Consider the following 24,868-nt stretch of genomic DNA (forward strand, 5'->3'; position numbering starts at 1 on the left):
CGCGATACAAGGAAAGTAACAGGAAAGCTTGCGCCAGCACGCAGCATGCTGCTGCCCGCTGGCACAAGTAAGATTATGCGGGCGCGAGGGATTCCCGGCGTACCTCATCCAACCATTCCAGCAGGGGAATGGTGGCAGGCAGCAAGGGCTCGACGCCCACCGTGCCCTGCCAGGCGAACGCCTGCCCTTCCAGGCTTTGCGGCTCGCCCCGCCAGTCGCGGCTGATGTAGAAATGCAGGCGCACATGGGCGTGCGGATACACATATTCCACGCCGCACCAGGCTTCGGCGCTGTCGATATACAGGCCCAGCTCCTCGACAAACTCGCGTTTGAGCGCATCGAGAATGGCTTCGCCCGGCTCGACTTTGCCGCCTGGAAACTCCCAATAGCCGTCATACGGCTTGCCGGCCGGGCGCTGGCCCAGCAGCACGTCGCCATTCGGCTTCATCAGGATGCCGACGGCAACGTCGACCGGTTGGATTTTGACTGCGCTCATTGCGCCAGCTTTCCCGCAGGAAGTTTCCCCGCATAGTCGCGCGCGAATTGCCAGGCTACCCGGCCCGAACGCGAACCGCGCTGCAAGGCCCAGCGCAGGGCGTCGCCGCGCGCTTGCGCGATCTGCTCCGGCGTGCAGCCGAACGTGGCCAGCCAGTGGGCGGCGATATCCAGGTAGTCATCCTGCTTGAACGGGTAGAACGACAGCCACAGGCCGAAGCGCTCGGACAGCGAGATTTTCTCTTCCACCGTCTCGCCCGGATGCAAATCGCCGTTGTCGTCCGTCTTGTAGCTGGTATTGTCCGACATGCGCTCGGGCATCAGGTGGCGCCGGTTCGAGGTGGCGTAGATCAGCACGTTGTCCGATTGCGCGGCGATGCTGCCGTCAAGCGCCACTTTCAGCGCCTTGTAGCCGCTCTCGCCTTCCTCGAACGACAGGTCGTCGCAAAAGATGATGAAGCGCTCGGGGCGCGCCGCCACCAGGTCGACGATGTCGGGCAAGTCCGCCAGGTCGGCTTTATCCACTTCGATCAGGCGCAGGCCCTGGCCGGAAAACTGGTTCAGGCAAGCCTTGATCAGCGACGACTTGCCCGTGCCGCGCGCGCCCGTCAGCAGCACATTGTTGGCGGGGCGGCCGCTGACGAACTGGCGCGTGTTCTGCTCGATCTGCGCTTTTTGCGTGCCGATATTGTGCAAGTCGTCGAACGCGATGTGCGACACATGCGCCACGGCCTGCAGGCAAGGCAGCGCGCCCGGCCGGCGGCGCCAGCGGAAGGCAAAGCTGTTCCAGTCCGGCGCGGGCACGGCCTGCGGCAGGATCGCTTCCACCCGCGCCAGCAAGGCCTCGGCGCGGATCAGGAATTGATCGAGGCTGGTCATGAGCGGTAGTCGGCGTTGATCGACACGTAGTCATGCGACAAGTCGCAGGTCCACAGGGTGGCCGTGGCATCGCCGCGCGCCAGTTTCACGCGGATGGTGATTTCGCTTTGCTGCATCACGCGCTGGCCGTCCTGCTCCTGGTAGTCGGGATTGCGGCCGCCGTTCTTGGCCACCCACACGTCGTCCAGGTACAGGTTCAGCTGGCCCACGTCCAGGTCGTCCACGCCCGCATAGCCGATGGCGGCCAGGATGCGGCCCAGGTTCGGATCGGAGGCGAAGAACGCGGTTTTCACCAGCGGCGAATGGGCGATGGAATAGGCGATCTTGCGGCACTCTTCCACGTTGCGGCCGTCTTCCACCGTGACCGTCATGAATTTGGTGGCGCCTTCGCCGTCGCGCACGATGGCTTGCGCCAGGAAGGTCGACAGTTCGGTGACGGCAGCCGCCAGTTCCGCGTAGTGCGGCGAATCGATGGAATCGATCACCAGGCTGCCGGCGCCCGTGGCCACCAGCATGAACGAGTCATTGGTGGACGTATCGCCGTCGATGGTGATGCAGTTGAACGACTTGTCGGCTGCCTGTTTCACCAGCTGGTCCAGCACCGGTTGCGCCACGGTGGCGTCAAACGCCAGGAAACCCAGCATGGTGGCCATGTTCGGTTTGATCATGCCGGCACCCTTGCTGATGCCCGTCAGTGTCACCGCGTGGCCACCGATGGTGACCTTGCGCGAGCCGGCTTTTGGCTGCGTGTCGGTGGTCATGATGGCTTCGGCGGCCGAGAACCAGTTGTCGGACGTCAGCGCAGCCACGGCTTGCGGCAAGCCGGCGACCAGGCGCTGCACCGGCAGCGGTTCGAGGATCACGCCGGTGGAGAACGGCAAAATCTGCTGCGGCGTGCAGCCGAGCAGCTCGGCCAGCGCGGCGCAGCTGGCCTGCGCGTCAGCCAGGCCCGATTCGCCCGTGCCCGCGTTGGCATTGCCTGTATTGACCAGCAGCGCGCGGATCGGCGCGGCGCCGGCTGTGACGGCGGCCAGATTGGCCTTCGAGATTTGCACGGGCGCGGCGCAGAAGCGGTTCAGGGTAAACACGCCGGCCACGGTGGCCGTCGGCGCCAGTTTCAATACCAGCAAATCCTTGCGGTTGGGTTTCTTGATACCGGCTTCGGCAACACCGATTTCAATGCCGGCGACGGCTTGCAAGTCGGCGGCGAGGGGCTTGGGAGAATTGACGGCCATAGGAGTTCTTCTGCGAGGGAAAATGGAAGCGCTATTGTAGCGCCTTCGCGGCACCGGTGAACATGCGCGCCCACACATGCGCGCCAGCCAATTGAAAAGGCATAAAAAAACGGAGACCGTAGTCTCCGTTTTTGCTCAGGCTGTCAAACCGCCTTATGCCAGCTTGCCGTGGCAAGCTTTGTATTTTTTACCGCTGCCGCAAGGGCATGGATCGTTGCGGCCCACTTTGACGCCCATGCTCACGCTCATGTCGTCGACGTTGTCCATGTTGCCGCCGGCCACAGGCGCCAGCAGTTCTTCCGGCGCCGCGTTCGGGTCGAATTCGGCGTGCTGGTAGTGCACGTTTTCCACGTGCGACTGCTGCATTGCCTGTTCGGCGGCATCGACTTCTTCGCGCGACTGGATACGTACCGTCATCACGTGCTTCGTGACGTCGTTCTTGATCATGTCGAGCATCTGGCCAAACAGTTCAAACGCTTCGCGCTTGTATTCCTGTTTCGGATTCTTCTGCGCATAGCCGCGCAGGTGAATACCCTGGCGCAGGTGATCGAGCGCCGCCAGGTGTTCGCGCCAGTGGCTGTCCACGCTTTGCAGCATGACATTGCGCTCGAAGCCGCCAAACGATTCCTTGCCGACGATATCGATCTTCGACTGGTACACGGCGTCGGCCGAGGCCAGCACTTTTTCCAGGATCTCTTCGTCCGTCAGGGTCGGATCGGATTCCAGCATTTGCTGCAGCGGCAAGTCGATCAGCCATTCGCCGGACAAGGTATTTTCCAGGCCCTTGATATCCCACTGCTCTTCCACCGATTCTTCCGGCACGTACTGGTGCACCAGGTCGGTGAACACGCCGTGGCGCAGGGAAGCGATCATGTCCGAGATGTCGGTCGTTTCCAGCAACTCGTTACGCTGCTGGTAAATTACCTTGCGCTGGTCGTTGGCGACGTCATCGTATTCCAGCAATTGCTTGCGGATGTCGAAGTTGCGCGCTTCCACCTTGCGCTGGGCCGATTCGATCGAACGCGAGACGATGCCTGCCTCGATCGGTTCACCTTCCGGCATTTTCAGGCGGTCCATCACGGCGCGCACGCGGTCGCCGGCGAAGATGCGCAGCAGCGCGTCGTCGAGCGAGAGGTAGAAGCGCGACGAACCCGGATCGCCCTGGCGACCGGCACGGCCACGCAGCTGATTGTCGACGCGGCGCGATTCGTGGCGCTCGGTACCGATGATGTGCAAGCCGCCCGCATTGACCACGTGGTCGTGCAGCGACTGCCATTCATCGCGCAGTTTCTGCGCCTGCGCAGCCTTGTCGGCGTCGCTCAGCTCAGGATTGGCTTCGATGAACTTGATCTGGTTTTCCACGTTACCGCCCAACACGATGTCGGTACCGCGACCGGCCATGTTGGTGGCGATGGTGATGGCCTTCGGACGGCCTGCCTGGGCGATGATTTCCGCTTCGCGCGCATGCTGTTTTGCGTTCAGCACGTTATGCGGCAAGCCGGCCTTGGTCAGGATGCCCGACAGCAGTTCCGAGTTCTCGATCGAGGTCGTACCCACCAGCACAGGCTGGCCGCGCTCGTAGCAGTCGCGGATGTCGTTCAGCATCGCGTTGTACTTTTCGGCCGACGATTTGTAGACCTGATCCTGACGGTCCTTGCGCTGCAGCGGACGGTTTTGCGGGATCACGACCGTTTCCAGGCCGTAGATTTCCTGGAATTCGTACGCTTCGGTATCGGCCGTACCCGTCATGCCGGCCAGCTTGGCGTACATGCGGAAGTAATTCTGGAAGGTGATCGAGGCCAGGGTCTGGTTCTCGTTCTGGATCTTGACGCCTTCCTTCGCTTCGACAGCCTGGTGCAAGCCGTCGGACCAGCGGCGGCCCGTCATCAGGCGGCCCGTGAATTCATCGACGATCACCACTTCATTGTTCTGCACCACATAGTGCTGATCCTTGAAGTACAGGGCGTGCGCGCGCAGGGCCGCATACAGGTGGTGCACGAGGGTGATGTTGGCCGAATCGTACAGCGAGGCGCCTTCGGGCAGCAGGCCCATTTCCATCAGGATGCGCTCGGCCTTTTCGTGGCCCGCTTCCGTCAGCAGCACCTGGTGGGCTTTTTCATCCTTGGTATAGTCGCCCGGCACTTCAACCTTGCCTTTGCCGTCCGGCGTTTCTTCGCCGATCTGCAACGTCAGGCGCGCAGGCACTTCATTGATCTTGTGATACAGGTCGGTATGGTTCTCGGCCTGGCCCGAAATGATCAAAGGCGTACGCGCTTCATCGATCAGGATCGAGTCGACTTCATCGACGATGCCGAAATTCAGGCTGCGCTGCACGCGTTCGCGCGCTTCGTAGACCATGTTATCGCGCAGGAAGTCGAAACCGAATTCATTGTTCGTGCCGTAGGTGATGTCCGAGCTGTACGCCTGCTGCTTGGCGCTGTGCTCCATCTGCGACATGTTCACGCCCGTCGACAGGCCCAGCCACGCATACAGGCGGCCCATGGTCTCGGCATCGCGCTGTGCCAGGTAGTCATTGACGGTAACGATATGCACGCCCTTGCCCGACAAGGCGTTCAGGTAGGCTGGCAAGGTTGCCATCAGGGTCTTGCCCTCACCCGTGCCCATCTCCGCGATCTTGCCAAAGTGCAAGACCATGCCGCCGATCATCTGCACATCGAAGTGACGCATGCGCAAGACGCGCTTGCTGGCCTCGCGGCAGACGGCAAACGCTTCCGGCAGCAAGGCATCGAGCGATTCGCCAGCGGCGATGCGTTCCTTGAAGGCAGGCGTCTTCGCTTGCAGCTCGGCATCCGACAGTTTTTCGATGGCCGGCTCGAGCGCATTGATCTCGCGTACCGTTTTTTGGTATTGCTTGAGCAGCCGCTGGTTGCGGCTACCGAAAATCTGGGTCAGTAATGACATGCTTGAATTCTTGAAAAAACGCCGTTAAAAAAAGCTCGGTAGGGAACATCGAGGTAGGTATCGTGTCACCGCACGGAGTTCGACTATGGCAAAAGACGATGATTTTATCATGCGTTCCCGACATGGTTGGGGTAATGCGCCATATAACAATAGCTTAATGATAAACAAATGGCAGAAATTGCGGACATTTTCCATACTGTATGGAAATACCGCGAGCCGCCCCGGAAGTCACCGGCCGCCCTGCTCGTCATGCGCGCGCCAGTTGTGATATGTTTCGCCCATGCGAACTCCCACTTATTCTCCGGCACCGCGCCGCGGCTACGGCTTTGCCCGCTCTGGCCCGGCCGTCACGGGCGCGACCGACTTTCTGCGCGGCAATGCGACGATGGCCTCCCTGATGCCCACCGTCACGCGCCTGGCCGCCCTGCAAAAAGACTGTGCCAGGGCCTTGCCGGCCATGTTCGAGCATTGCGACATCCTGCAATTCGAGAGCGGCCAGCTGGTGCTGGCGACGCCGAACGCTGCACTGGCAGCCAAGCTCAAGCAGCAATTGCCGAAACTGCAGGGAGAACTGGAAAAGAAGGGCTGGCAGATTTCAGGCATCAAGCTGAAAGTGCAAGTGATCAAGAGCATCGCGCCCATCGTGCACACGCGGGCGCTGGTCTTGCCGGAAAAAGCCATGTCGGCACTGGAAGAACTGAGCACGGCCCTGCCCGCTTCGAAGCAGAATGAACAGCTGATCGCGGCGCTGCGCAACATGGTCCGCCACCACCGCGAACCGCGGGACTGAGAATTACGGCGCTACATTAACGCATATCGCGTAGGTCGGATTAGGCTTTTCGGGCCGTAATCCGACAACACACGATCAGTGCCAGCATGGTTGTCGGATTACGCGGGGCGTCGCCCCGCTAATCCGACCTACGTCAGGGACCACTCGCGTTCCATCTGGCGCAAGTAGGATTGCGGCGCCGCCTCGTTCGTGGCGAACGAAACGATTTCATACGCATCGGGCTGCTCCAACAGCGCCAGCAGCAGCTGGTTGTTCAGCGCGTGGCCCGACTTGTGTGCCGTGTAGTACGCCAGCAGCGGATGGCCCACCAGGTACAGGTCGCCGATGGCGTCGAGGATCTTGTGGCGCACGAACTCGTCTTCATAGCGCAAGCCGTCCGCGTTGAGGATGCGGTACTCGTCCATGACGATGGCGTTTTCCAGCGAACCGCCACGCGCCAGGCCCATGCCGCGCAAGCTTTCCACATCCTGCATGAAGCCGAAGGTGCGCGCGCGCGCCACATCGTGCACATACGACACGTCGCCAAAATCGACCGAGGCGCGCTGCATCGTGCCATCGACGGCAGGATGGTTGAATTCGATGAAGAAATCGAGCTTGAAGCCGTCATACGGCGACAGTCGCGCCCATTTCTCCGCGTCACCCTTGCCATGGCGAACTTCCACGGGCTTGATGACCTTGATGAATTTCTTCGGCGCCTGCTGCTCTTCCACGCCCGCTTGCTGCAGCAGGTAGACGAAGGACGAGGCGGAACCATCCATGATGGGAATTTCTTCCGCATTCACGTCGATGTACATATTGTCCACGCCCAGGCCGGCCGCGGCCGACATCAGGTGTTCCACCGTGGACACCCTGGCGCCATCCTTGATCAGCACGGATGCCATGCGCGTATCGCCCACGGCCATGGCGCTGGCGGGAAACTCCACCACGGGATCGAGGTCGATGCGGCGAAACACGATGCCCGTGTCGATCGCGGCGGGACGCAAGGTCAGTTCGACCTTGGTGCCTGAGTGCAAGCCGACACCGATGGTGCGGACCAATTGTTTGATAGTGCGTTGTTTTAACATCTGTCGATTATATCCATTTGGCGTCTTTTCGTTGCGGCGAGGCATGGTCCACGCCAGAAAAACCACAGCGCGCCGTCAAGGATGCTCGCTTTCCGCATGCACGGCTTCGCGCCGCACCAGGTAAATGCCGCTGCCGATGATGATGGCCGCGCCGATCAATGTGTACTGGTCGGGCAAGGCGCGCCACAGCAGCCAGTCCAGGGCCATGCCCCAGGCCAGGGCCGAGTATTCGAACGGCGCCACGCTGGACGCCTTGCCATGCCGGAACGCCTCGGTAATGGCCAGCTGGCCCAGGAAGCCGCTGACGGACAAGCCCGCCAGCAGCCACCAGTCCTCGCGCCGGATGCTCACCCATTCATGCGCGGACAGGGCCACGCCGCCCAGGGCCATCATCACCATCAGCCAGAAGACCATGCTTTCGCTGGCGTCCGTGCGACTGAGGATGCGGCCCGTGACGGCCGATATCGCATAGCAGGCGGCCGAGCCCAGCACGGCCAGCCCGGCCAGCGAAAAGAATCCCGAGCCGTCGGGGCGCAGGGCCACCAGCACGCCCAGCAAGCCCACGGCGATGGCGCACCAGCGCGCCAAGTCGACTCGTTCCTTCAGGATAAACACCGACAGGATGGTGATCAGCAAGGGGGCGACGAAAAACAGCGAATACGCCTCGGCCAGCGACATGCGCTTCAAGCCATACGCGAACAGGGTGATCATCATCACGCCAAGCGCGCCGCGCAGCAGGTGCAGCGGCCAGCGCACCCGCATCACATGCTTGAAAGCGCCCCGGTACAGCAGGTACAGGCAGACCAGCGGCAACGACGACAAGGCGCGCAAGGCCGTCACCTGCATGGCGGGATAGTGGGCGGACAGCAGCTTCATGGCCGTGTCCATCAGGGAAAACATGGCGACGGCGACCAGCATCACGTAGATGCTGCGCAAGTTGGAATGACGGGATATCAGGACAGACTCCTGGCGAAAGAGCGGGACCGTCATCATGGCGACGGCCGGAGCCAGGACAGCATGGCCTGAAAAGGCAGGGCAAGCGGTCAGCCAGATTATAGCAAGCGCGGCCGCTTTTCCTTATGACACAGGCAACAGCATCACCAGTTTCAATTCATGCTGGCGCGCCAGATGCAGGGTCACCTGATGGTAGCTGAGCAGACCCTGCAGCGGATGCTGGAAGCGCCGCACGCCGCCATCGCGCCCCTGCACCTGCTGCGCGCCCCACCATAGGCGAAATTCAGGGCTGGCCCCGGCCAGTTCGGCGATCAGGCCAGCCAGCGGCACCTGGTCCGCCTGGCGGCCGATGTCGGCGCGAAACTCCGCCACCAGCCGCTGCGCCCGCTCCGGCCAGCCAACGACCAGCGCGCGCGCGCCCGCCTCCAGGAACATGAAGCGCAGCTGGTTCGGTGCGACCGCGTCGTCATGCAGCCAGCCGGCAAACAGGGTGGCCGCCGCGCCATTCCACGCCACGGCGTTCCACGCGCGGTCGAGGATGTACGCGGGCGCATCGATGGCGGCCACGATGGCGACCAGCTCGGCGGCGGCAGGACCGTCGCCCTCGCCTGCCCCATGGCTGGGGTCATGCTTGTCCGCCACCTCGAACAGATAGGCGCGCTCGGCCGAGCTCAGCTGCAGCACCTGCGCCAGCCGCGCCAGCATCCTGGCCGATGCCGACACGGGACGGCCCTGCTCCAGCCACGTCAGCCAGGTGGGACTGACGTCGCACAGCTGCGCCAGCTCTTCGCGCCGCAAGCCGGGCGTGCGGCGCCGTCCGCCACCGGGCAAGCCAGCCATGGCGGGGGTGACGGCTTCGCGCCGGGCGCGGATGAATTCAGCGAGTTTATTCGACATGGCAAGTCTGCATGGTAGTGGATATACCAGTATAAGTTATGGTCTTGTTACAGGATAATTTTATCCTTATTCTGCATGTACTCACCCATCACCAGGAGAAAACCATGCAGCAGCACGATGTCGTTACCGAACAGTTTGGCAAGACGGCGAATGCCTACCTGAGCAGCGCAGTACACGCGCAAGGCGCCGACCTGGTGCTGATGCAGGAATGCGCGCGCCGCCATGGCAGGCCGGTAGTGCTGGACCTGGGCTGCGGCGCCGGCCACGCCAGCTTTGCCGTCGCCCCCGTGGCGCAATCGGTCGTCGCCTACGACCTGGCGCAACCCATGCTCGACGTGGTCGAGCACGCCAAGGCACAGCGCGGCTTGCACAACATCAGCACGCAACAGGGCGACGTGGCGCGCCTGCCGTTTGCCGACGCCAGCTTCGACATGGTCGTCACGCGCTTTTCCGCACACCACTGGAACGACGTGGCGGCGGCGCTGGCCGAGGCGTGGCGCGTGCTGCGCCCGAACGGCACCTTGCTGGTGGTCGACATCGTGGCGCCGAAGACGGCCCTGTACGACAGCACCTTGCAGGCGGTGGAAATGCTGCGCGACGCTTCCCACGTGCGCGACTACCGCACGTGCGAATGGGGCGCCAAATTCAACAATGCGGGCTTTAGCCACAGCTTGCGCAGCGTGTGGAAACTGACGATGCAGTTCGACGAGTGGGTGGCGCGCATGCGCACGCCGGGCGAGCGCGTGGCGGCCATCCGCAACCTGTTCGACGGCGCGCCAGAGGAAGCGCGGAGCTATTTCGCGCTGCAGGACGATTATTCGTTCAGCATCGATGCGGCCATGTTCGAGGCGACCAAGCCGCAGGTGCAATAAACGTGAAAACGGCGCCGATGGCGCCGTTTTGATTTACGCGTAGCTTGGGTAGGTTGGATTAGCGCAAGGCGCGTAATCCAACAATGCCAGAGCAAACGTGATGCAAACGCAGCACGTCGGCTTATGCTGCGCTAAGCCGACCCACGCCGACCTGCCCAGCCTGCACTCTGCTTAAGCCAGCTGGCCCAGCAGCGTCTCGGCATTCGACACTTCAAACTTGCCGCCCTGCTCGATGTTCAATTGCGTCACGACGCCATTGTCGACCAGCATCGAGTAGCGCTGCGAGCGCGTGCCCATGCCGTGCTTGGAAAAATCGGCGTCCAGGCCCAGGGCCTTGCTGAAGGCGGCGTTGCCGTCAGCCATCATGCGTACCACGCCGGTGGCTTTCTGGTCGCGGCCCCAGGCGCCCATCACGAACGCGTCATTGACGGAGATGCACCAGATTTCATCGACGCCTTTGGCTTTCAGGTCGGCGGCATGCTTGACGTAGCCTGGCACGTGCTGTGCGGAGCAAGTCGGGGTGTACGCGCCTGGCAGGCCGAAGATGGCGATCTTCTTGCCCTTGACCAGGTCTTGCACGTTGAACGTGTTCGGGCCCAGTGCGCAGCCTTCGGTTTCGTTTTCGATGAATTCAGCCAGGGTGCCTTCTGGCAGGGTGTCGCCGATCTTGATGGTCATGTTGACTCCTTGTGTACTGTCGGTTGAAGGCGCTGCCCGCTTCTTTGACGCGGACCACGCCCGTGATCTGGTTCTGCCGGCAAGCTGCCGACACTGCGCGATAGTATGCCTGACTTGCCGTATTTGTGCAGAAAATGGCCGAGAAGGCAAAGCCAAAGATCAAGAAGGCGGATAAAAAAACGGCGGCCCTCAGGCCGCCGTCATCGCTGCATGCATCAAGCTGCCTTAATCGGCTTGCTTGCGCAGGAATGCTGGAATGTCATACGTCTCCATGCCATTCTTTTCCATCGCGCGCACCTGCTCGGAAGCCGATTCGCGGCGCCATACGGCCGGTGCCTTCATGCCGTCGAAACCGGCTGCCGGCGTGGCCACGCCCACGGTGGTCGTCGCAGCCTGCGCGCCGCCCATCGCCGCCGACGGGGTCAACGGGCTGTTGTGGGTACCGGTGCGCAGCACTTGCTGCGGTACCAGCTGGATGTTTTTCTTCGCGCGGCCCAGGCCCGTCGCCACCACGGTAACGCGGATGTCGTCGCCCATGGCATCGTCGTAGGCGATACCTTGCGCGATCGACGCATCCGGCGCGGCAAACGCGCGCACGGCAGCCATGACTTCCTTGATCTCCTTGCCCTTCAGGCCACGGCTGGCCGTGACGTTGACCAGCACGCCGCGCGCGCCGGACAGATCAATGCCGTCCAGCAGCGGCGAAGCGACAGCCTGTTCGGCGGCGATGCGCGCGCGGTCGACGCCGGACGCCGTCGCCGTGCCCATCATGGCCTTGCCCTGCTCGCCCATGATGGTTTTCACGTCGTTGAAGTCGACGTTGATGTGGCCCGGCACGTTGATGATCTCGGCAATGCCGGCCACCGCGTTATTGAGCACATCATCGGCGTGCTGCATCCATTCCAGCATGCTTTCGTCTTCGTAGATCTCTTCCAGCTTTTCGTTGAGGATGATGATCAGCGAATCGACGTGCAGGGACAGCTGCTCCAGGCCTTCGTCGGCGATGTCCATGCACTTCTGGCCTTCGTACGAGAACGGCTTGGAAACCACCGCCACCGTCAGCGCGCCCAGTTCCTTGGCCACTTCGGCCACGATGGGAGCGGCGCCCGTGCCCGTGCCGCCGCCCATGCCGGCGGCGATGAAGACCATGTGCGCGCCGCGCAGCGAATCGGCGATGCGCGCGCGCGACTCTTCGGCCAGCTGGCGGCCGACTGCAGGCTTCATGCCAGCGCCCAGACCCGTGTCGCCGATCTGGATGATGTTATGGGCCTTCGATGTCGACAGGGCCTGTGCGTCGGTATTGGCGGCAATGAACTCCACGCCCGACATGCCTTTGTTGATCATGTGTTGGACTGCATTGCCACCCGCACCGCCGACGCCGACGACCTTGATGACGGTACCTAAAGCTGTGTTATCGACCATATCGAACTCCATGATGTGCTCCTATCAGATGCGGTTTCCAAGCGCCAGGCCTCATATTGGTAGGAGAACTGGAGATTGAAAACTGCGGTTAAATATAAAATAAAGTTATGTGTGTGTACCTGCGATGCTGCCAAAAAACCTGTACTGCCGGGCGAAAATCATGCCCTTAAAAATTCCCTAAAAACCATTCCTTCATGCGCTGCCAGACTGCCTTCACCGAGCCGTCCTGACGCGTCACGATGTGGCCGCGCAGGTATTGCTTCTTCGCTTCCAGCAGCAGGCCAAGCACCGTGGCATAGCGCGGACTGCGCACCACGTCGGCCAGCTGTCCCCGATACTCGGGCGTGCCCAGGCGCGCCGGTTTCAGGAAAATATCTTCCGCCATTTCCACCATGCCGGGCATGATGGACGTGCCGCCCGTAAGCACGATGCCCGACGACAGCACGCCTTCATAACCGGATTCGCGCACCACCTGGTGCACCATGGCGAACAGCTCTTCGACGCGCGGCTCGATCACGGCCGCCAGCGCCTGGCGCGACAGGTTGCGCGGGCCGCGGTCGCCCAGGCCAGGCACTTCCAGCGATTCGCCAGGATCGGCCAGGACCTGCTTGGCCACGCCATAGCGGATCTTGATTTCTTCCGCTTCCGCGGTCGGGGTGCGCAAGGCCATGGCGATGTCGTTGGTGATCTGGTCGCCGGCGATGGGAATGACTGCCGTATGGCGGATCGCGCCATCGGAGAACACCGCCACATCGGTCGTGCCGCCGCCGATGTCGATCAGCACCACGCCCAGTTCCTTTTCATCGGGCGTGAGCACCGCATCGGCGGACGCCATCGGCTGCAGGATCAGGTCCGACACTTCCAGGCCGCAGCGGCGCACGCACTTGACGATGTTCTGCACCGCCGACACGGCGCCGGTGACGATATGCACCTTCACCTCCAGGCGGATGCCGCTCATGCCGATCGGCTCGCGCACATCTTCCTGGCTGTCGACGATGAACTCTTGCGGCACCGTGTGCAGCAATTGCTGATCGGTCGGAATGTTAACCGCTTTTGCCGTCTCGATGACGCGCGCCACGTCGGTCGCCGTCACTTCCTTGTCCTTGATGGCCACCATGCCGCTGGAATTGAAGCTGCGGATATGGCTGCCGGCAATGCCCGCGTACACATTGCGGATCTTGCAGTCGGCCATCAGCTCGGCCTCTTCCAGCGCGCGCTGGATGGATTCCACCGTGGCCTCGATATTGACCACCACGCCTTTTTTCAGGCCTTTCGATTCGTGCTGGCCCAGCCCGATCACTTCGTGGCGCCCGTCGGACATCACTTCGGCTACCACCGCCACCACTTTCGAGGTGCCGATGTCGAGGCCGACGATCAGGTTTTTCGCGTCTTTTGTCATTTCTGTCGCCTACTGTATGGGCTATAAATTAAGTTATTGGGTTAAGTCGGTTTTTTAATCGGACTACTGTTTTTCTTCTTCATCACTGGCTTGCCATCCTTGCCCTCGGCCGGTATCACCAGGCCGGCGGAACTGAGCGCCAGGCCATTCTGGTAACGCATGTCGATCGTGTCGATATTTTCCAGGCGGCTCGCCAGCTGCGGATAAATACCCACCAGCCGGTCGACCCGCGCCTTCAGGGTCGTATGATTCTGTTCGCGTCCCAGCGCCACGCTCATGCCGTTATTCAGTTTCACGGTCCACGCATAGCGGCTCGACAGCGACAGGGTTTCCGGCACCATCTTCAGCGGCGCAAACCACTTTGCCAGCTGCACGTAGGTGGCCAGTACTTCCTTTTCGCTGCCATCGGGGCCGGCAAACGCTGGCAATTCATGGTCGTCTTCCGCTTCGGCCACGTTGGCGGTAAACACGTCGCCCTTGACCGACAGCAGCCGTCCATCCTCGCCCCACGTTCCCAGCGCTTCATGTTCTTCCAGCGCCACGATCAGCTGATTCGGCCACTCGCGGCGCACGCTGGCGCGGCGCACCCAGGGTACCGACTCGAACACGCCGCGCACGCTTTCCAGGTTGGTCGTGAAAAAATTGCCCTTGATGCGCCCCAGCGTACCGCTGCGCAGGGTCAGGTAATTCACATGCCGCAGGCCCTTGTCGTCCGCGCTTTCCACCTTGATGGTGCGCAGGTCGAACATCGGACGCTGCGAGACCCACCAGACGCCGGCTGCCACGCACACGACCAGAACCGCGGCCAGCAAGCCGTTGGCGGTCGTGTTCAGGCTTTTAGCGTCATGCCACATATCAGTGCTGTCCCTTGTGCATTTTCAGGCGCGCGCCGGCGACGATTTCCAGGCACAGGTCTTCATAGCTGGTGCCCACCGCGCGCGCTGCCATCGGCACGAGCGAGTGGCCCGTCATGCCGGGCGAGGTATTCACCTCCAGCAGGAACAGCTTGCTGTCGGCCGCGCGCATCAGCACATCGACCCGTCCCCAGCCTTCGCAGCCGAGCGCGCGGTAGGCTTCCACGGCGATGCGTTCCATCTCCGCGACGATCGCCGGGTCCAGCTGCGGCGGGCAGAAATACTGCGTATCGTCCGTGAAGTACTTGTTCTGGTAGTCGTAATTGCCTTGCGGCGCGACGATTTCGATCGGTGGCAGCGCGCGCGCCGAAGCGCCCTTGCCCAGGATCGCCACGGTGAACTCGCGGCCCTTGATGAATTCCTCGGCCAGCACCGAATCATCGAGTCCGGCAGCGATGTCGTAGGCCGCCTGGAAGGCCGATGCCTCGTTGACCGTGGTGATGCCGATGCTCGAACCTTCATGCGGCGGCTTGACGATCAGCGGCAAACCCAGTTCCACGGCCACCTTGGCCAGGTCCGAGCTATCGTCCAGCACCGCGTACTTGGGCGTCGGCAGCTGGTGCATCAGCCAGATCATCTTGGTGTAGACCTTGTCCATGCCCACCGAGCACGCCATCACGCCGCTGCCCGTGTAGGGAATGCCCAGCTGTTCCAGCGCGCCCTGCAGGCTGCCGTCTTCGCCGAAGCGGCCGTGCAGCGCGATGAAGACGCGGTCGAATTTTTCAGCGGCCAGTTCGGCCAGGCTGCGTTCGCCCGTGTCGAAGCCATGCGCATCCACGCCACGGCTTGTCAAGGCGGCCAGCACGCCCGTGCCGGACATCAGCGACACTTCGCGCTCGGCCGAGCTGCCGCCGAACAGCACGCCGACCTTGCCCAATTGTTTTACATCGATAGCTGAAGCTTGGTTCACATCAGGCCTTTACAGTGTTGGATTGATACGTCGTCAGTTGTTGCGGGATGCCGCTGATGGAGCCCGCTCCCATGGTCAGCACGACGTCGCCGTCGCGCGCCACGCTCATGATGGTGTCGGCCATGTCGGTCATGGACTCGACGAAAATCGGTTCGATCTTGCCGCGCGCGCGCAGCGCATGCGCCAGTGCGCGGCCGTCGGCGGCGACGATAGGCGCTTCGCCCGCAGCATACACTTCGGACAAGAGCAGCACGTCCGGGGCGCCCAGCACTTTCACGAAATCCTCGAACAGGTCGCGCGTGCGGCTGTAGCGGTGCGGCTGGAACGCCAGCACCAGACGGCGGCCAGGATAGGCGGCGCGCGCGGCGGCCAGTGTCACTTCCGTTTCCACAGGGTGATGGCCGAAATCGTCGACCAGGGCGAAGCTGCCGCCGTTCGGCAGCGCCACGTCGCCATAGCGCGTGAAGCGGCGGCCGACGCCGGAAAACTCCGCCAGGCCCTGCTGGGTGGCGCTGTCGGCGATGCCGATTTCGCGCGCGATGGCAATCGCCGAGCAGGCATTCTGCACATTGTGCATGCCGGGCTGGTTCAGCACCACGTCCAGATCCGGATAGCCTTCCTGCAGCACGGTGAAGTGCATTTCCAGTCCCACGGCGCGCGCGTTGACGGCGCGCACTTGCGCGTCTTCCGCGAAACCGTAGGTCGTAACCGGCTTGGTGACGGACGGGATGATGGCGCGCACGTGCGGATCGTCGATGCACAGCATGGCGCGGCCATAGAACGGCAGACGGTGCGTGAACTGCACGAAAGCCTGCTTGAGCTTTTCAAAATCGTGCTCATACGTGTCCATGTGATCGGCGTCGATATTCGTGATGACTTCGATCATCGGCGTCAGGTTCAGGAACGAGGCGTCCGATTCGTCGGCTTCGGCCACCAGGTAGTCGCCCGAACCCAGCTTGGCGTTCGCGCCGGCGCTGGTCAGACGGCCACCGATGACGAAAGTCGGGTCGAGACCACCCTGCGCCAGCACGGACGCGACCAGGCTGGTCGTCGTCGTCTTGCCGTGCGTGCCGGCGATGGCGATGCCGCGTTTCAGGCGCATCAATTCACCGAGCATCACGGCGCGCGGCACCAGCGGGATCTTGCGCGCACGCGCGGCCGCCACTTCCGGATTGTCCTGCGGCACGGCGCCCGAGGTCACCACCGCATCGGCGTCGCCGATATTTTCCGCCGCGTGACCGAGCATGACGGTCGCGCCCAGGCTCGCCAGGCGCTGCGTTGCCGCATTGCTGCCCAGGTCGGAGCCCGACACCTTGTAGCCCAGGTTGACCAGCACTTCGGCGATGCCGCTCATGCCGCTGCCGCCAATGCCGACAAAGTGGATATTGTTTACTTTATGCTTCACAGCGCTAACCTCATGCCAGTTTTTCCAATACGTGTGCGATCGCCTCATTGGCGTCGCGCTTGCCTGCTGCCAGTGCCGCCTGCGCCATCTGCTGGCAGGCATCACGCGTCAGCGATGCCAGCAGTGCGCTCAGCGACGCCGCACTCATTTCCGTCTGCGGCAGATGAATCGCCGCACCTTGTTTTGCCATCCATTGCGCGTTGTCGCGCTGGTGGCTGGTGGTCGATGCCACCAGTGGCACCAGCACGCTGGCCACGCCGGCCGCCGTCAGTTCCGACAGGGTGATGGCGCCTGCGCGGCAAATCACCAGGTCCGCTTCCGTATACGCCTTGGCCATGTCGTCGATGAAGTCGACCACATTGGCTTGCACGCCCGCCTGCGCATACGCGGCATGCAGGGCGTCGATATTCTTCTTGCCCGACTGGTGCGTCACCAGCGGACGTTCGCCTGCCGGCATCAAGGCCAGCGCGGCTGGAAGATTGTCGTTCAGCGCTTTCGCGCCCAGGCTGCCGCCCACCACCAGGATGCGCAGCGGTCCGCTGCGGCCAGCGAAACGCGCGGCCGGCGCCGCCATGGCGAGGATTTCCGCGCGCACGGGATTGCCCGTGACGACGGCCTTGCCGGCCGCGCTGCCGAAATCGGCAGGGAAGCCAAAGCACACCTGCTGCGCCAGCGGCACCAGGGTCTTGTTCGACAGCAGCAGCGCCGCGTCGGCATTGACCAGCACCAGCGGCACACCCTTCAGGCGCGCCATCAGGCCGCCCGGCACGGTGACGTAGCCACCCATGCCCATCACCACGTCCGGCTTGCGGCGGGCGATGAAGCGGCGGATCGCAAAGAAGCTGGCCAGCATCCTGAAGCCACCCTGGATGGTGTGTGCCAGACCCTTGCCGCGCATGCCGGAGAACGCGATGGCGTCCATGGGAATGCCGCTTTTCGGCACCAGTTCCTGCTCCATGCCGTGGGTCGTGCCCAGCCAGCTCACTTCCCAGCCGCGCGCGCGCATGGTCTGCGCAATCGCCAGGCCAGGGAAAATATGGCCGCCGGTACCGGCCGCCATGATCATCAGTCTTTTCGTCGGTTTCAAATTCGTCACGTTGTTCATAGCCGGCCCCCGCGCATGAGGATCCGGTTTTCGTAATCGATGCGCAGCAAAATCGCCAGGCCGATACAGTTAATCAGTACGCCCGTGCCGCCATAACTCATCAGGGGCAAGGTCAGCCCCTTGGTCGGCAGCAGGCCCAGGTTCACGCCCATGTTGATGAAGGTCTGCACGCCGATCCAGATAGCGATGCCCTTCGCCGTGAGTCCCGCGAAGGTCTGGTCGATGGCGATCGCCTGGCGGCCGATGTCGAAGGCGCGCTTGATGATCCAGTAAAACATGCCGATCACGATCAGCACGCCCACCAGGCCCAGTTCCTCGCCGATCACGGCCAGCAAAAAGTCTGTATGCGCTTCGGGCAGGTAATGCAGTTTTTCCACGCTGCCGCCCAGGCCCACGCCAAACAGTTCGCCGCGTCCGAAGGCGATCAGCGAGTGCGTCAGCTGGTAAGCCTTGTTCAACGCATTGTCTTCCTGCCATGGATCGAGATACGCAAAAAACCGCTCGCGGCGGAATTTCGACAAGGCGATGATGGTGACGAAAATCGCCGTCAGCATGGCACCGATGCTACCGAACCAGATGGCGTTGACACCGCCCAAAAACAGAATGCCCATGGCGATGCAGACGATCACGCCAAAGGCGCCCAGGTCGGGTTCCATCAGCAGCAGCAGGCCGACGAAACTGACGGCCAGCGCCATCGGCATGAAGCCCTTGGTCAGCTTGTGCATGTATTCCTGCTTGCGCACCGTGTAGTCGGCCGCGTACAGCACCATTACCACCTTCATCAGCTCGGACGGCTGCGGCCGCAGGCCCGGCAGATTCAGCCAGCGGCGCCCGCCGTTGACCGAGACGCCCAGGCCCGGTATCAATACCATCACCAGCAGCACCAGGGTGCCGATGAACAGCCACGGCGCCATCTTTTGCCAGGTGGCGATGCGGATGCGGAACACCATCGCGCCGACGATGATCGACACGCCGATGAACAGCGCCTGGCGCACGACAAAATAATTGTTCGTGTAGGCGGCGAATTTGCGCGCATCCGATAGCGAGATCGACGCCGAATACACCATCACCATGCCCAGCAACATGAGCAGCAAGACCACCCAGACCAGCGGCTGGTCGTACTCCATCATCTTCGACTGCCGCGCGCGGCCATCCAGCGGCTTGGCAGCCGAGCCGGAACCGAAGCGGAATGGCAGTTGGAAGGCCATCAGATATCCTGTCCGTTTTCCAGGGCGATGTCGCGCACGGCGTCGACAAACACCTGTGCGCGATGCGCATAGTTCCTGAACATGTCCATGCTGGCGCACGCAGGCGACAGCAGCACCGCGTCACCCGCCAGCGCCAGGCTGCTGGCGAGCTTGACGGCTTCCGGCAAGGTGGCGCAATCGACGATGTCCACGCCGGCCGGCTCGAGCGCCGCGCGCAAGGCGGGTGCATCGCGGCCGATCAGCAACACGGCGCGCACATAGCGCGACACCGGTTCTGCCAGCGGCGAGAAATCCTGCCCCTTGCCATCGCCGCCGGCGATCAGCACCAGGCGCTGCTCCGCGCCGCCAAACGCCTTGCCCAGGCCGAACAGGGCCGCCACCGTCGCGCCCACGTTCGTACCCTTGCTGTCGTCGTAGTATTCGACCTCATTGACAGCCGTGACCAGTTCCACCCGGTGCGGTTCGCCCTGGTATTCGCGCAAGCCATGCAGCAGCGGCGCGAATGGCAGGCCGATGGCGCGGCACAGGGCCAGCGCCGCCAGCGCGTTGGCCGCATTGTGCTGGCCGCGGATTTTCAAGGCGTCGGCCGGCATCAGTTTTTTCGCCATCGTCGGCACCGGTTCCGGCGCCGGATCATTCTTCTTGCGCTTCTTCTCGATCACTTCTTCGCTAGGCACGGCTTGCGCCAGCCAGAAGATGCCGCGTTCGTTGACCAGGCCAAAGCTGTCGACGTCCGCCGGTTCGCCCGTGCCAAAAGTGATGGTGTCGGCCAGCGGATTGGCCATGTGCATGACCAGCGCGTCGTCGCGGTTCAGGATGCGCACGGTTTCATCGCCAAAGATGCGCGCCTTGTCGGCAGCATAGGAGGCCATGTCGCCATGCCAGTCCAGGTGGTCCTGCGACAGATTCAATACCGTGGCCGCATCGGCCTGCAGGCTGAAGGTCGTGTGCAGCTGGAAGCTGGACAACTCCAGGATCCACGCTTGCGGCAAGGTGCTGGCGACAGGTTCGGCCACTTCAATGGCTTCAGCTGCCTCGCCCTCTGCTTCGACAGCGGCGGTAACAGGCGCCGGCTCGGCATCGAGCACCTCGCGCAGCACGTCGAGCGCCGCCGGGCTGATATTGCCGGCCACGCGCGTGGCCAGGCCAGCGCGTTCGCACAACAGCCCGACCAGGCTGGTCACCGTCGTCTTGCCATTCGTGCCCGTGATGGCGACGACTTTCGGCGCATAGCCGCGTTCGGCCTTCAGGGCGGCCAGCGCCTGCGCGAACAGTTCGATCTCGCCCCACACGGGGATATTTTTTTCGGCGGCGGCCGGCGCGATGTGCGCCAGTTCACGCTGCGGCGCCAGACCGGGGCTGACGGCGACGAAATCGACGCCATCGAGCAGTTCCGCCGTGAAGGCGCCGGCGATGAACCGCGCCTGCGGCACGGCGGCCTGCAGGGCGGCCAGGCGCTCCGGCGCTTCACGCGTGTCGGCCACGCGCACGCAAGCTCCGCTGCGCGCCAGCCACAGGGCCATGGCCAGCCCCGATTCGCCGAGGCCCAGTACCAGTGCGGTTTTATCGAGGTACATCATCAGCGCAGCTTCAAGGTGGTCAGGCCGAGCAGCACCAGCATCATGGTGATGATCCAGAAACGCACGACGACTTGCGTCTCTTTCCAGCCTTTTTGTTCAAAATGGTGATGCAAGGGCGCCATCAGGAAGACGCGGCGGCCAGCGCCATAGCGTTTCTTGGTGTACTTGAACCAGACGACCTGGATGATCACGGACAGCGTTTCGACGACGAAGATGCCGCCCATGATGAACAGGACGATTTCCTGGCGCACGATGACGGCGATGGTGCCCAGTGCGCCGCCCAGTGCCAGCGCGCCGACGTCGCCCATGAAGACCTTGGCCGGGTGCGTGTTATACCAGAGGAAGGCCAGGCCCGAACCGGCCAGCGCGCCGCAGAAGATCACCAGTTCGCCGGCGCCCGGGATGTGCGGGATGAACAGGTAGCGCGCATAGGTGGCGTTGCCGGTCAGGTAGGCGAACAGGCCCAGGGCCGTGCCCACCATCACGGTTGGCATGATGGCCAGGCCGTCGAGGCCATCGGTAAAGTTGACGGCGTTGCTGGTGCCGACGATGACGCAGTAGGTCAGTGCGATGAAGCCCCACACGCCCAGCGGATAGCTGATGGTCTTGAAGAATGGCACGATCAAGTCGGCTTTTGGCGGCAGGTCCATGGCGAAGCCGGACTGCACCCAGGCGTAGATCAGATTCCATACGTGGCCCGCATCCGGTTCCGAGACGGAGACGGAGAAGGCCAGGTAGAAGGCGGCGACGATGCCGATCAGCGACTGCCAGAAGTATTTTTCGCGCGAGCGCATGCCTTCCGGATCCTGGTGCACCACCTTGCGGTAGTCATCGGCCCAGCCGACGGCACCAAAGCCCAGGGTGACGATCAGCACAGGCCAGATGAAGCGGTTCGACAGGTCGGCCCACAGCAGGGTGGAAATGCCGATGGCGATGAGGATCAGCACACCGCCCATGGTCGGGGTGCCGTGTTTTTTCAAATGCGTTTGCGGACCATCCGTACGCACGGCCTGGCCAACTTTCATGCGCGTGAGCATGCGGATCACGGCGGGACCGGCGCACAGGCCGATCAGGATCGCCGTCAGGGTGGCGAAGACGGCGCGGAACGTGATGAAGTTAAAGACCCGCAGTGGGCCAATGTCGTCCTGGAAATAATGAGCGAGCCAGAGCAGCATGATTAGTGAGCTTCCTTGTTTTTGTTGTTTGAACCAATCAAATGCTGCACGGCCCGTTCCATTTTCATGAAGCGGGAGCCCTTGATTAATACTGTTGCATCCGAACGGCCGGACAAATGCGCATCAAGCGCCGCCAGCAAACCGTCGAACTGTTCGAAAAACTCCACGACCGTGCCTGATTCCTGGCTTGCGGCAGCCTGTGCCGGATTGACCAGATGGCGCGCCAGGCCGCCCGTCGCCAGCACGTGTTCGATGCCTTTGGCGGCGGCGTAGGCGCCGATCTCTTCGTGGAACTGCTGCCCCTGCGTGCCGACTTCGCCCATCTCGCCCAGCACCAGGATGCGCGGCGCGGCCGCTTGCGCCAGCACGTCGATGGCCGCACGCGCCGAATCCGGATTGGCGTTGTACGTGTCGTCGATGATGGTGGCGCCGTTGGCCGCGCGTTTTTTCTGCAGGCGGCCATTCACGGGAGAAAACGCCTCCAGGCCCTGCTTGATATGGTCGATGGCGATACCGGCGCCAATGGCGCAGGCCACCGCCGCCAGCGCATTGCGCACATTGTGCTCGCCCGCCGCCTGCAAGCCGATGAAGAACTGGCGCAGGCTGCCGTCTTGTGCGCGCACGCTGACGAACATGTCGCTGCCAAAATCCTCGGCCGCGCGGTGTGTGCAGCTCACGTCCGCCTCTTTCGACAGGCCGAAGGTGATGACGGCGCGCGCACCGGCCAGCTCACGCCACACGGGCGTAAATTCATCGCCATGCGGGAAGACGGCCACGCCGTCAGCGCCCAGGGCCGCCAGCGCGGCGCCGTTCTCGCGCGCCACCGCTTCCACCGTATGCATGAATTCCTGGTGTTCGCGCTGTGCGTTGTTGACCATCGCCAGGGTTGGCGCGGCAATCGCCGCCAGGCGTGCGATTTCACCCGGATGATTCATGCCCATCTCGATGACGGCCGCCTTGTGCTGCCCGCTCAGGCGGAACAGGGTCAGGGGCACGCCGATTTCATTATTCAGGTTGCCGCGCGTGGCCAGGCGGCCTTCTTCGCCAAAGGCCGCCGCCAGGATCGATGCAATCATCTCCTTGACGGTGGTCTTGCCATTGCTGCCGGTGACGCCGATGACGGGTAAATTGAAACGCGCGCGCCAGTGATTGGCGATGCGTCCCAGCGCCACCAGGGTATCGGGCACCACGATGGCCGGCACCCTGGCGCTGTCCCAGCTTGCGGGCAGGCGCTCGACCACCACGGCGGCCACGCCGCTGGCGGCCACCTGTTCCAGGAAGTCATGGGCATCGAAACTCTCGCCGCGCAGGGCGACGAACAAGGAACCTGCCGGGGCGCTGCGGCTGTCGGTGGACACGCCGTCAAAAACGGCGTCGCCCGTCAGCTGCGCGCCGTCCAGCGACGGCATCAGTTCTGCCAGGGTTGCGCGCATCAAGCTATCCATCAGTTCGTCCTCATCATCGTCAGGCGCGCGGACAAGGCCAGCTGCGCATGGTCGGCATCGGAGAACGGCAGTTTCTTGCCCTTGATTTCCTGGTATGGCTCATGGCCCTTGCCCGCCAACAGGATCACGTCCGGCTTGGCCGCATGCTTGATGGCCGAGAGGATCGCCGCGGCGCGGTCTTCGATCGCTTGCGGCTGCGCGCCATCGGCACGCATGCCGGCGACGATCTGCGCGATGATGGCGTGCGGATCTTCGCTGCGCGGATTGTCGCTGGTAACCAGCACGTGGTCGGCCAGCTGCGCGATGGCGCCCATCTGCGGACGCTTGCCCGGATCGCGGTCGCCGCCGCAGCCGAATACACACCACAGTTCGCCGCCCCGCTCCTGCGCCACCTGGCGCAAGGCAGCCAGGGTTTTTTCCAGCGCGTCCGGCGTGTGCGCGTAGTCGATGACGACCATCGGCGCTTCCTGGCCGCCCACCTGCTGCATGCGGCCCGGGGCCGGCTGCAGCGATTCGATGCCGTCGACGGCGGCGCGCAAGCCGCTGCCGTGCGCAAGCAAGGCACCCAGCACGGCCAGCGCGTTGCTGATATTGAAGTGGCCCACCAGCTGCGTCTTGACCAGCGCCACGCCCAGCGGGCATTCCAGGTGGAAGTCCGTGCCCGCATTGCGGCTGCGGAACTGGCTGGCGCGCAGCATCAGCACACCGGGCAGGTCGGGCAAGCTGGCCGCGTCCTGCAAGGTATAGCCGATGACGGGATATTCACCGGCCAGCTTGCCGTCCACGTGGCGCGCCAGGCGCAGGCCCATGGCGTCATCGAGGTTGATGACGGCCGTTTTCAGGCCCGGCCAGTCGAACAGTTTTACTTTGGCCGCCTCGTAGGCGGCCATGTCGCCGTGATAGTCGAGATGGTCGCGCGTCAGGTTGGTAAACATGGCGACATCGAAATGCATGCCGGCCGCGCGTTCCTGGTCCAGTCCGATGGACGACACCTCGATGGCGACGGCTTGCGCGCCGGCGTCGCGCATGGCGGCCAGTTTGCGCGCCAGCAGCACGGCGTCCGGCGTGGTGTAGCCTGTGACGTCGAATTCGATGGCGCCACGCGGCTTGCACAGGCCAACGCCCAAAGTACCGATGACGGACGCAGTTTCGCCGAGGCGCGCCAGCGCTTGCGCCAGCCACAGCGCGCACGAGGTCTTGCCATTCGTGCCCGTCACGCCGGCGCTGAACATGGCGCTGTCAGGCATGCCGTAGAACGCGTGGGCGATGGGACCGGCCAGGCGTTTCAGGTCGGCCACGGCCAGCTGCGGCACATTCCAGGCTGCATCCCAGGAGAAACCTGTATCGTCAAACACGATGGCGGCGGCGCCCTGCTCGATGGCGGCGGCGATGAAATGCGTGGCGCCGGCATAGGCGAAAAACACGTCGCCGCGCTGCACGCGGCGCGAGTCGGACGTCAGCTGCCCGTTCGGGGCAGCCGCTTTGATCCACAAACTGATGTCTTGTATGGTCATGAGTG

The 24,868-nt window shown here is 63.1% G+C and carries 21 protein-coding genes; 2 read left to right on the forward strand and 19 right to left on the reverse strand.

Translation table 11 applies throughout. From position 1 onward, the window contains the following. Positions 1-73: 73 nt before the first annotated feature. From JaAD80_RS16390 to secA, 4 genes are all read right to left on the reverse strand, one after another. A complete protein-coding gene (locus JaAD80_RS16390; RefSeq protein ID WP_102295526.1) occupies positions 74-496 on the reverse strand; it encodes an NUDIX domain-containing protein in 423 nt (140 codons plus the stop codon). Continuing rightward, positions 493-1,374 carry an ATP-binding protein gene (locus JaAD80_RS16395; RefSeq protein WP_102295528.1) on the reverse strand — a complete coding sequence of 294 codons (882 nt, stop codon included), beginning with the start codon at positions 1,372-1,374 and terminating at the stop codon, positions 493-495. The genes JaAD80_RS16390 and JaAD80_RS16395 overlap by 4 nt, the downstream gene beginning before the upstream one ends. Further along, positions 1,371-2,609: a bifunctional glutamate N-acetyltransferase/amino-acid acetyltransferase ArgJ gene (argJ, locus tag JaAD80_RS16400; RefSeq protein ID WP_102295530.1), complete on the reverse strand. Its 1,239-nt coding sequence runs from the start codon at positions 2,607-2,609 to the stop codon at positions 1,371-1,373. The genes JaAD80_RS16395 and argJ overlap by 4 nt, the downstream gene beginning before the upstream one ends. Before the next feature lie 153 nt (positions 2,610-2,762). Next, entirely contained in the window at positions 2,763-5,531 is a 2,769-nt protein-coding gene (gene secA, locus JaAD80_RS16405) for a preprotein translocase subunit SecA (protein WP_102295532.1), read from the reverse strand. Between the two features lie 280 nt (positions 5,532-5,811). On the opposite strand from secA, the gene JaAD80_RS16410 reads away from it, so the two are divergent. Further along, entirely contained in the window at positions 5,812-6,321 is a 510-nt protein-coding gene (locus tag JaAD80_RS16410; RefSeq protein WP_102295534.1) for a DciA family protein, read from the forward strand. 128 nt (positions 6,322-6,449) lie between these two features. On the opposite strand, the gene lpxC is transcribed toward JaAD80_RS16410, so the two are convergent. The 3 genes from lpxC to JaAD80_RS16425 all read right to left on the reverse strand — a co-directional run bounded on the left by lpxC (position 6,450) and on the right by JaAD80_RS16425 (position 9,236). Then, positions 6,450-7,385, reverse strand: a complete 936-nt coding sequence (gene lpxC, locus JaAD80_RS16415) for a UDP-3-O-acyl-N-acetylglucosamine deacetylase (protein WP_102295536.1) — start codon at positions 7,383-7,385, stop codon at positions 6,450-6,452. Between the two features lie 75 nt (positions 7,386-7,460). Continuing rightward, entirely contained in the window at positions 7,461-8,303 is an 843-nt protein-coding gene (locus JaAD80_RS16420; protein WP_102295576.1) for a DMT family transporter, read from the reverse strand. A 159-nt stretch (positions 8,304-8,462) separates the two neighbouring features. After that, positions 8,463-9,236, reverse strand: coding sequence for a helix-turn-helix transcriptional regulator (locus JaAD80_RS16425; RefSeq protein WP_102295537.1), 774 nt, complete (start codon positions 9,234-9,236; stop codon positions 8,463-8,465). A 104-nt stretch (positions 9,237-9,340) separates the two neighbouring features. Here JaAD80_RS16425 and JaAD80_RS16430 point away from each other — a divergent pair, with 104 nt between their 5' ends. After that, positions 9,341-10,108 (forward strand): class I SAM-dependent methyltransferase, encoded by a 768-nt coding sequence (locus JaAD80_RS16430; protein ID WP_102295539.1) that lies wholly within the window; start codon positions 9,341-9,343, stop codon positions 10,106-10,108. A 171-nt stretch (positions 10,109-10,279) separates the two neighbouring features. Here JaAD80_RS16430 and JaAD80_RS16435 read toward each other — a convergent pair whose 3' ends face one another. The 12 genes from JaAD80_RS16435 to JaAD80_RS16490 form a co-directional block, all read right to left on the reverse strand. Continuing rightward, positions 10,280-10,786: a peroxiredoxin gene (locus JaAD80_RS16435; protein ID WP_102295541.1), complete on the reverse strand. Its 507-nt coding sequence runs from the start codon at positions 10,784-10,786 to the stop codon at positions 10,280-10,282. 225 nt (positions 10,787-11,011) lie between these two features. Beyond that, complete coding sequence (ftsZ, locus tag JaAD80_RS16440) at positions 11,012-12,220, reverse strand: cell division protein FtsZ (RefSeq protein ID WP_102295543.1); 1,209 nt, start codon at positions 12,218-12,220, stop codon at positions 11,012-11,014. Between the two features lie 154 nt (positions 12,221-12,374). After that, positions 12,375-13,607, reverse strand: coding sequence for a cell division protein FtsA (gene ftsA / locus JaAD80_RS16445; RefSeq protein ID WP_010394955.1), 1,233 nt, complete (start codon positions 13,605-13,607; stop codon positions 12,375-12,377). 41 nt (positions 13,608-13,648) lie between these two features. Further along, the gene (locus JaAD80_RS16450) at positions 13,649-14,461 is read right to left on the reverse strand and encodes a cell division protein FtsQ/DivIB (RefSeq protein WP_102295545.1); all 813 of its coding nucleotides are present in this window, start codon (positions 14,459-14,461) and stop codon (positions 13,649-13,651) included. A 1-nt stretch (position 14,462) separates the two neighbouring features. Next, a complete protein-coding gene (locus tag JaAD80_RS16455) occupies positions 14,463-15,431 on the reverse strand; it encodes a D-alanine--D-alanine ligase (RefSeq protein WP_180979451.1) in 969 nt (322 codons plus the stop codon). A gap of 1 nt (position 15,432) precedes the next feature. Continuing rightward, positions 15,433-16,836: a UDP-N-acetylmuramate--L-alanine ligase gene (murC, locus tag JaAD80_RS16460; RefSeq protein ID WP_102295549.1), complete on the reverse strand. Its 1,404-nt coding sequence runs from the start codon at positions 16,834-16,836 to the stop codon at positions 15,433-15,435. 10 nt (positions 16,837-16,846) lie between these two features. Further along, positions 16,847-17,941: an undecaprenyldiphospho-muramoylpentapeptide beta-N-acetylglucosaminyltransferase gene (gene murG / locus JaAD80_RS16465; protein ID WP_258003031.1), complete on the reverse strand. Its 1,095-nt coding sequence runs from the start codon at positions 17,939-17,941 to the stop codon at positions 16,847-16,849. Then, a complete protein-coding gene (gene ftsW / locus JaAD80_RS16470) occupies positions 17,938-19,149 on the reverse strand; it encodes a putative lipid II flippase FtsW (protein WP_102295550.1) in 1,212 nt (403 codons plus the stop codon). Before ftsW ends, murG begins: the two co-directional genes overlap by 4 nt. Continuing rightward, positions 19,149-20,729 (reverse strand): UDP-N-acetylmuramoyl-L-alanine--D-glutamate ligase, encoded by a 1,581-nt coding sequence (murD, locus tag JaAD80_RS16475; RefSeq protein WP_102295552.1) that lies wholly within the window; start codon positions 20,727-20,729, stop codon positions 19,149-19,151. The genes ftsW and murD overlap by 1 nt, the downstream gene beginning before the upstream one ends. Next, a complete protein-coding gene (mraY, locus tag JaAD80_RS16480) occupies positions 20,729-21,904 on the reverse strand; it encodes a phospho-N-acetylmuramoyl-pentapeptide-transferase (RefSeq protein WP_034748886.1) in 1,176 nt (391 codons plus the stop codon). The genes murD and mraY overlap by 1 nt, the downstream gene beginning before the upstream one ends. Positions 21,905-21,906: 2 nt before the next feature. Continuing rightward, positions 21,907-23,337 (reverse strand): UDP-N-acetylmuramoyl-tripeptide--D-alanyl-D-alanine ligase, encoded by a 1,431-nt coding sequence (gene murF / locus JaAD80_RS16485; RefSeq protein ID WP_102295554.1) that lies wholly within the window; start codon positions 23,335-23,337, stop codon positions 21,907-21,909. An 11-nt stretch (positions 23,338-23,348) separates the two neighbouring features. Then, positions 23,349-24,863, reverse strand: a complete 1,515-nt coding sequence (locus JaAD80_RS16490; protein ID WP_102295555.1) for a UDP-N-acetylmuramoyl-L-alanyl-D-glutamate--2,6-diaminopimelate ligase — start codon at positions 24,861-24,863, stop codon at positions 23,349-23,351. Between the last annotated feature and the right edge of the window lie 5 nt (positions 24,864-24,868).

The organism is Janthinobacterium sp. AD80 (genome assembly GCF_002878455.1).
Lineage (GTDB): Bacteria > Pseudomonadota > Gammaproteobacteria > Burkholderiales > Burkholderiaceae_D > Janthinobacterium.